The organism is Bacillus sp. JJ1521 (assembly GCF_036965165.1).
GTDB lineage: Bacteria > Bacillota > Bacilli > Bacillales > Bacillaceae_L > Ferdinandcohnia.
In genome coordinates, this window is sequence record NZ_JBALOX010000088.1 from 2,396 (window position 1) to 9,478 (window position 7,083).

6 protein-coding genes and 6 tRNA genes are annotated in these 7,083 nt (G+C 40.2%); all 12 read right to left on the bottom strand.

The window, feature by feature from the left end; genetic code table 11:
• Positions 1 to 22: 22 nt before the first annotated feature.
• Positions 23 to 1,369 carry a phosphoglucosamine mutase gene (gene glmM / locus V7147_RS13135; RefSeq protein ID WP_335368311.1) on the bottom strand — a complete coding sequence of 449 codons (1,347 nt, stop codon included), beginning with the start codon at positions 1,367 to 1,369 and terminating at the stop codon, positions 23 to 25.
• Between the two features lie 33 nt (positions 1,370 to 1,402).
• Positions 1,403 to 2,641, bottom strand: a complete 1,239-nt coding sequence (locus tag V7147_RS13140; RefSeq protein WP_335368312.1) for a CdaR family protein — start codon at positions 2,639 to 2,641, stop codon at positions 1,403 to 1,405.
• Positions 2,634 to 3,455 carry a diadenylate cyclase CdaA gene (gene cdaA / locus V7147_RS13145; protein WP_335368313.1) on the bottom strand — a complete coding sequence of 274 codons (822 nt, stop codon included), beginning with the start codon at positions 3,453 to 3,455 and terminating at the stop codon, positions 2,634 to 2,636. The genes V7147_RS13140 and cdaA overlap by 8 nt, the downstream gene beginning before the upstream one ends.
• 142 nt (positions 3,456 to 3,597) lie before the next feature.
• Positions 3,598 to 4,221, bottom strand: coding sequence for an anti-sigma factor (locus V7147_RS13150; protein ID WP_335368314.1), 624 nt, complete (start codon positions 4,219 to 4,221; stop codon positions 3,598 to 3,600).
• A gap of 12 nt (positions 4,222 to 4,233) precedes the next feature.
• On the bottom strand, positions 4,234 to 4,797 hold the full coding sequence (sigW, locus tag V7147_RS13155) for an RNA polymerase sigma factor SigW (protein ID WP_335368315.1): 564 nt from the start codon (positions 4,795 to 4,797) through the stop codon (positions 4,234 to 4,236).
• 174 nt (positions 4,798 to 4,971) lie between these two features.
• Positions 4,972 to 5,874: an arginase gene (gene rocF / locus V7147_RS13160; protein ID WP_335368316.1), complete on the bottom strand. Its 903-nt coding sequence runs from the start codon at positions 5,872 to 5,874 to the stop codon at positions 4,972 to 4,974.
• A 377-nt stretch (positions 5,875 to 6,251) separates the two neighbouring features.
• Positions 6,252 to 6,327 (bottom strand) — tRNA-Ala (locus tag V7147_RS13165).
• 108 nt (positions 6,328 to 6,435) lie between these two features.
• Positions 6,436 to 6,508: transfer RNA gene (locus V7147_RS13170), tRNA-Lys, on the bottom strand.
• 36 nt (positions 6,509 to 6,544) lie between these two features.
• A tRNA-Gln gene (locus V7147_RS13175) sits at positions 6,545 to 6,619 on the bottom strand.
• Between the two features lie 197 nt (positions 6,620 to 6,816).
• Positions 6,817 to 6,901: transfer RNA gene (locus tag V7147_RS13180), tRNA-Tyr, on the bottom strand.
• A 16-nt stretch (positions 6,902 to 6,917) separates the two neighbouring features.
• A tRNA-Thr gene (locus V7147_RS13185) sits at positions 6,918 to 6,993 on the bottom strand.
• Positions 6,994 to 7,007: 14 nt separating this feature from the next.
• A tRNA-Val gene (locus V7147_RS13190) sits at positions 7,008 to 7,083 on the bottom strand.

Consider the following 7,083-nt stretch of genomic DNA (forward strand, 5'->3'; position numbering starts at 1 on the left):
AATACGCCAAGGCGTATTTGATTTATTCCGTACCCATTTCTGTTTTTACAACAGCTACGATACGTTCTACATATTCTTTACATAGTTCTTCTGTTGGCGCTTCTGCCATTACCCTTACCAAGGGCTCCGTTCCGGAAGGACGAACTAAGATTCGACCATTTCCATTCATTTCAGCTTCCACCTGTTCGATAACCTCTTTAATCACCGGATTATCCGTCACATGATATTTATCGGTAACCTTCACATTTACTAATAGCTGCGGGAATGTTGTCATTTCGCTTGCAAGCTCTGATAAAGGTTTCTTTGTGCTCTTCATGATATTCACTAATTGTAGACCAGTTAATAGTCCGTCACCAGTTGTATTGTAATCAAGGAAAATGATATGACCGGATTGTTCTCCACCTAGGATATATCCGCTCTTCTTCATTTCTTCTACAACATAGCGGTCACCAACAGCTGTTTGTACACTCGCAATGTCGTTTTCTTCTAATGCTTTATAAAAGCCTAGGTTACTCATAACCGTTGAAACAACCGTTTGTTGCTTTAATCGACCTTGTTCCTTCATATATTTTGCACAAATATACATGATTTGGTCCCCATCAACGATATCCCCATTTTCATCAATCGCAATTAGACGGTCACCGTCACCATCAAATGCTAGTCCAACATCAGCACCTTTTTCCTTTAAAAAGGCTGCAAGTGCCTCAGGATGTGTCGAACCTACACCATCATTGATATTAAGACCATTTGGAGATGTTCCCATTGTAGAAATATCTGCATCCAGGTCAGCAAATAAATGCGTTGCTAGAGAAGATGTTGCCCCGTGTGCGCAATCCAATGCCACATGGATACCGGTGAAATCCTCGTCCACTGTTTGCTTTAAGAATTGGAGGTATTTTTGACCACCTTCGAAATAATCATTCACCTGTCCTAAATTAGCCCCAATTGGACGTGGAAGCTGATCTTCAGGTAAATCTAAAAGAGCCTCAATTTCATTTTCCTGTTCATCAGAAAGCTTAAACCCATCTGGACCAAAGAACTTAATTCCATTATCTTGGACTGGGTTATGTGAAGCGGAAATCATCACGCCTGCTTCTGCTCCTAAAGCCTTTGTTAAATACGCGACACCTGGAGTGGAGATAACACCTAAACGCATAACCTCTGCTCCAATGGATAATAGACCAGCTACAAGAGCTCCTTCTAGCATATGACCAGAAATTCTAGTATCGCGACCAATTAGAACCTTTGGTCTTTCTTTATCCTTTGTTAATACATACCCTCCAAATCTTCCAACCTTAAATGCAAGCTCTGGAGTTAATTCGCTATTTGCAACACCACGTACACCATCTGTACCAAAATATTTTCCCATTTTAAATGATCTCTCCTTTTGCAGATACTTCCTTTACCCTTCAATTTCGGTTATTCGTATCTTTGCCTTTTCTTGAGGTAATGCCCACGTCACATTATCTGGGCCGTTCACTTTTATATCAACGTCATGTTCACCAATCCCTAGATTGGTCACATCAATAAAAACATCAAGATTCGTTGAACTTGTCCCTTGTATAACACTTGGTGCACCTTGTACTTCCAAATTAAGGGTCCCTGCTTCAGGGTTTACAAAGGTAAGTGTATATTGGGCACCTAGACCTTGACTTCTAATTGATAAATCTGAGAAGGTTTCCGCTATCTCCGCTTCTATATCGACTTTAACTTCGATTTCTAGCGGGGATACTTGGATAACACCTTTTGGTAACGGAACCTTCACTTTAACCGTAGTATCTTCCTTTATTTTATCAAGGTCAATTTCACCTTCAATCGAAGAAATTGCATCAATGACTTCTTTCGGACCAAATATTGTAACCAGATCTGGTGTCGGCGTAATATTGACTAAACTTAACCCATCCGCAAGCTTTCCTTTTTGCTTAAGGGTAAACGCTACTGATTTATTCGGGCTAACAATTGGGACTGTAATTTCAACAACATTCGGTTCAACGGTTACTGACAATACATTTTGATTTTTATCGTAAACAGCTACCCTTGATTCCTGTGTAAAAGTTTCCGTGACCCCTTTAAGATCAACAACTGCTTTTACTAATGCAATTCTCTCAATTTCCTCTAAGGCCCCGGTTATTTTCACAACCCGAGGTGCTGCCACCGGCTGTTCGACTGTATATCCTTCTGCTACTTGATCCCGGTTAACAAAGTCAACTTCAACAGGAAATTCCTTTGTCACCTTTTCTTGAATGACGACGGTAATTTCTGCAGGATCAATTTTTACTTTTATTTTATCAGATATATTTCGATATTGTAGTTTTACCTTGTGTGTGCCAACTGATAGCTGAGTAAGGTCTGCATACACTTCCATTTCCTTTTGAAGACCTTCTCTTTTGGTAACCCCAGATGGCCCTTCTATTGTGACGTTCACATATTGTGGAACTCCAGATACCACTAGATTTTGATCATCATAGTATGTATTTACCGGAATCTCCGTTAATGTTTCCGAGTAATTTGAAAATAAAGGCAAACCAGCAGGACTCTTAGAAGCAGGTTGATTTTCAAAGCTGACAGATGCAAATAAGAGCAATGCAATTAATAATGCGATGATCCGTGTTACCCAACGGTTATCAATTAATTTATCCATTCTTTTTCCCCCTCCATTGCCAAATTGGATGAGAGGTAATGCTTTCGTTTGTTATTAATTCTTGTTTTAGTAAATCTTGAAATGCATCAGGTTTCAAATCACGGTGTAACTCTCCGTTTTTCGTTAACGACACACTTCCTGTTTCCTCTGATACAATAATAGTTATGCTGTCTGTTACCTCACTAATCCCAAGTGCAGCCCGGTGCCGAGTTCCTAATTCTTTTGAAATAAATGGACTCTCCGAAAGCGGTAAATAACAGGCGGCCGCGGCTACTTGGTTTTTTTGGATAATCACAGCTCCATCATGAAGAGGAGTATTTGGAATAAAAATATTGATTAGTAGCTCAGATGAGATAGCTGAATTTAGCGGAATCCCTGTTTCCACATAGTCCCCCATTCCCGTTTGACGTTCAATCGAGATGAGTGCACCTATACGGCGCTTTGCCATATAATCTGTGGCCTTTGTTATGGCTTCCATTAATTTTACTTGCTGGTCATCTTCATCCGTGCCACTTCTGGAGAATATTTTTCCACGACCAAGCTGTTCCAATGCCCTTCGCAATTCAGGTTGGAATATCACGATAATCGCCAGGAATCCCCAATCCATTACCTGATCCACTAACCAAAACAAAGTATGTAATTCTAACAGGCTGCTTAATAAGCGGACAAAAACGATCACAATAATACCTTTCAATAACTGAACAGCTTTTGTTCCGCGTATGAGGGATAATAATTTATATATCACATACCAGACAAGGAGAACATCTAAAAAAATGCCGAGGTAACCTAGTAATGGGAGTTCATTAAATGACATTCTCACACTTCCTCTATGAAATAATCCAAAAAACATAGTTAGCTATAATATTATATCATATAACTTTCATGCACCAATTACAAATTGGTAGGAGGATAAGCATAATTTCAAAGTCAAAAAAAAGACCATCGTGTACGATGGCCTATTCTTCGTGGTCAAAAACATGGATGGCATCTGTGCCTACCTTTTTAATATGGTACCAAAGCCACTCGAACATCTGGTTGACTTCCTTGATCTCACCAGTAACATTCCCGGCTGCGGCCAAATAATTCTCCCCATTAATGACAGTGACATCACCTTCTACGTCTCCCTCAATCACGATCTTTCCGTTCTTCACAACGACATCGCCCTTCACAGTTTCGCCTTCAGGAACGATCACAGTATTGTTTTCAACAATTAAATTGGGTTGCTTTGAAACAGAAAATTGCTCATTTTCATTCCAGACTGAAAAAAGACTCCCTGCCATTAATAATAGAAAAAGTGAGGCAGCAGTGAGCATCGGATGCTCTCTAAACCAGCGTTTAAAACTCACGGTACGTTTTTCCTTCGGTAGGTTTTGCATGACCTTTAATGTGAAATCGTTAGGTGCGGAAATGTGAGAAGTACTTTGTACCAACGCAATGGTTTTCTTTAGCTCATGAAAATGTTGATGGCATGATGCGCATGCATGCAAATGCTCGCGTAGTAGCTTCTCTTCCTCTTCAGAAATGTCTTCATCTAGGTAATTGTGCATTAATTCAACCATGTTGTTTTCTGAACAGTTCATTTTTTCTCACCCCTATACATGTCGAAGCTGATTTCGTAAAGCTTCTCGGCCTCTATGAATTCTTGTTTTTACCGTGCCTACAGGCAGGTCAAGAATTTCACCAATTTCCTTTAGTGAAAACTCCTCGATGTATTTTAAAACAATTACTGAACGATACTTATCCGGAAGCTTTAGGATCTCGGCTTGAATTAATTCTTGAAGCTCCATCGTCTCAAGCTCGTCCTCCGGTAGTGCACCATCTGCTGCAATTTGCGAATACATAGTTAGTCCATCTGACCCCGCAAGCTCAGCATCTAGATAGTAGTCAGGCTTTTTCTTACGAATGCGGTCAATCGACAGATTCGTTGCTATACGATATAACCATGTTGAGAACTTTTTATTCAAGTCATAGCTGTGTATATTCACAAACGCTCGAATAAAAGCTTCCTGTGCAATATCCTCTGCCTCATGTCTGTTTCCAAGCATACGATAGCATATTTGAAAAACCTTGTCTTTGTAAAATTCTACTATCTCTGTAAATGCATTCTGATCTCCATTTTTTATTTGCTTTATTCTGTTTTTGATGATTGTCTCCATTTTGTATACCTCCGCTCATTGCGGGTATCATTATTTACGATTGACCACTAAAAAAGGTTTCATTTTCTCCATAATTTTCATTTTAACAAATTTTGGCTAGTTTATGTGCCTGGAAACCAAATCTTTATAATAAAAAAACACAGTACCTCTCTTTTACGAGATACTGTGACGTGTTTATAAAAGTTTTTCACCAAATAAAGAGCCCATTAATGCAACTGCTACGGTAGCTGTTTTATTTTTATCATCTAGAATTGGATTAACTTCTACGAATTCAGCAGAAGTAATTAATTTTGATTCCTCTAACATTTCCATTGCTAAATGGCTTTCACGGTAACTAATGCCGCCAAGCACAGGAGTTCCAACGCCAGGTGCATCATGTGGGTCAAGACCATCTAAATCCAATGATAAGTGCACACCATCTGTTCTTTCCCTTAAATAAGCAATCGTTTCTTCCATAACCTTTGTCATTCCTAGACGATCAATTTCATGCATCGTATATACTTTAATCCCTAACTGTTTAATTAAATGTTTCTCACCTTCATCGAGCGATCTCGCACCGATAATGACCACATTCTCGGGTTTGACTTTAGGACTATAACCTGCAATATCAGTAAGTCGCTTATGACCAAGTCCAAGGCTAGCCGCTAGTGGCATCCCGTGAATATTACCAGATGGTGAAGTATCTGCGGTGTTTAAATCACCGTGGGCATCATACCAAATAACACCTAGGTTTTTATAATGTTTAGAAACTCCAGCAAGCGTCCCGATTGCTATACTGTGGTCACCACCTAAAACAAGTGGGAATCTTCCATTAAGAATGGCCCCATCAACTTTAGCAGCAAGCTTCTCATTTGCTTCAGATACTTTCTCCAGGTTTTTCAAATTTTCATCGTTAGCAACTTCCCCTCGAGTAGGACGCATAATTTCAATATCCCCTAAATCATCTATATCATAATGAAGTCTTTCTAATCGCTCAACAACACCCGCATACCGAATAGCACTTGGCCCCATATCAACCCCTCTACGCATTTGGCCTAAGTCCATCGGAACCCCAATAATAGAAATATCTTTTTTCATGATTAAATGCCCCCTTCTCCCATACACCCTATTGTAACTGCTTACATCCAAATGACTCAACTCAACAAAGTCGTGTATATCTATACAGTTTGTAGGAGGGATGTGGCGTTATCACGCTCTTAACTAGTGAAAATTAGGAGGTGGTGAACCTGGAATGAAAGTTATCGTGCTCTTAGTTGGAGATAATTAGGAGATGGTAAACTTGCAAAGTACAGTTTTACACCACAATTGGAGAAGTTTAGGAGAAAACGAACCTGCAAACTGTATAATCATGCTGGCTCATAGATAATATTAGGAATCTATTAACCAGGAAAGCAGGATAAATTTATGCAAAAAAAATAAACCTTACAAGGTTTATAGGGTGTACATCATGAAATTGGTGGAGCCTAGCGGGATCGAACCGCTGACCTCCTGCGTGCAAGGCAGGCGCTCTCCCAGCTGAGCTAAGGCCCCTGAATATAAAAAAGAAGTAGTTCAAGGAGTGAAAGTACCGGATTTAAACCCGCAACTACCACCTTGGCAAGGTGGCACTTTATCACTGAACTACTTCCACTTAAGAGATGAGCCATGAAGGATTCGAACCTTCGACCCTCTGATTAAAAGTCAGATGCTCTACCGACTGAGCTAATGGCTCGTACTAAGAAATTGTAAATAAATAAGTTGTAAAAAATGGCTGGGCTAGCAGGATTCGAACCTACGAATGACGGAGTCAAAGTCCGTTGCCTTACCGCTTGGCTATAGCCCATTGATTATGGAAATACCGTTCACACCTCAAGTATTTATCCGGAAATCTGTTGTATTTAATTACCCTATTATCTTGCACAACTAACTACAAAATATGAGTAACTTTACAAAGTAAATGTACAATTTCCATAAAAATAGCCTACTTCATTCTTTTGAGCTTGTCCAAAGAAAGAATAAAGGCCCTTTGATAATCATGAATGGTGGAGGGGGACGGATTCGAACCGCCGAACCCGGAGGGAGCGGATTTACAGTCCGCCGCGTTTAGCCACTTCGCTACCCCTCCACTATTAAAATTAAGATGGTGCCGGCGATAGGAGTCGAACCCACGACCTACTGATTACAAGTCAGTTGCTCTACCAACTGAGCTACACCGGCATGAAAATGTTAAATGGTGGAGGATGACGGGATCGAACCGCCGACCCCCTGCTTGTAAGGCAGGTGCTCTCCCAGCTGAGCTAATCCTCC